Annotated in this window: 1 protein-coding gene; it reads right to left on the bottom strand. The window is 62.6% G+C overall.

Annotated features, from left to right (window positions below):
• Positions 1-330: SsrA-binding protein SmpB (smpB, locus tag RM779_RS33395; protein WP_311621549.1), on the bottom strand; the 330-nt coding region annotated here is incomplete at its 3' end.
• Between the last annotated feature and the right edge of the window lie 98 nt (positions 331-428).

Below are 428 nucleotides of genomic sequence, written 5' to 3'. Positions count from 1 at the left end.
CGTGAGGTTGCCGTCGCGGATCTTGCCGATCAGGTTGTCGATCTCCCTGCGGTGCAACAGCAGCTTGCGGTTGCGCCGCGGCGCGTGGTTGGTCCAGGTGCCGTGGTGGTACTCGGCGATGTGCACGTTGCGCAGCCAGATCTCGCCGTCGTCGACGGTGGCGAACGCGTCGGCCAGTGAGGCCTGACCTTCGCGCAGGCTCTTGACCTCGGTGCCCATCAACGCGATACCCGCCTCATAGGTATCGAGAATCATGTAGTTGTGCCGCGCCTTGCGATTGCTGGCCACAATCTGCTTATTGCCGGCGGGGCTGGACTTCTTGGTCGCCACTAGTTCACGACTACCTTCGTATGTAGAGCCGCAGCGTCACATACGCGGTGATGCCGGACATCGCCAGGCCGAGGAACAGCATCCACGGTGCGCTGAAG

Origin of the sequence: Streptomyces johnsoniae, assembly GCF_031845565.1 — a bacterium.
GTDB lineage: Bacteria > Actinomycetota > Actinomycetes > Streptomycetales > Streptomycetaceae > Streptomyces > Streptomyces johnsoniae.
The sequence above is the reverse complement of the archived record's forward strand: the minus strand, read 5'-3'. Positions and strand labels throughout refer to the sequence as shown.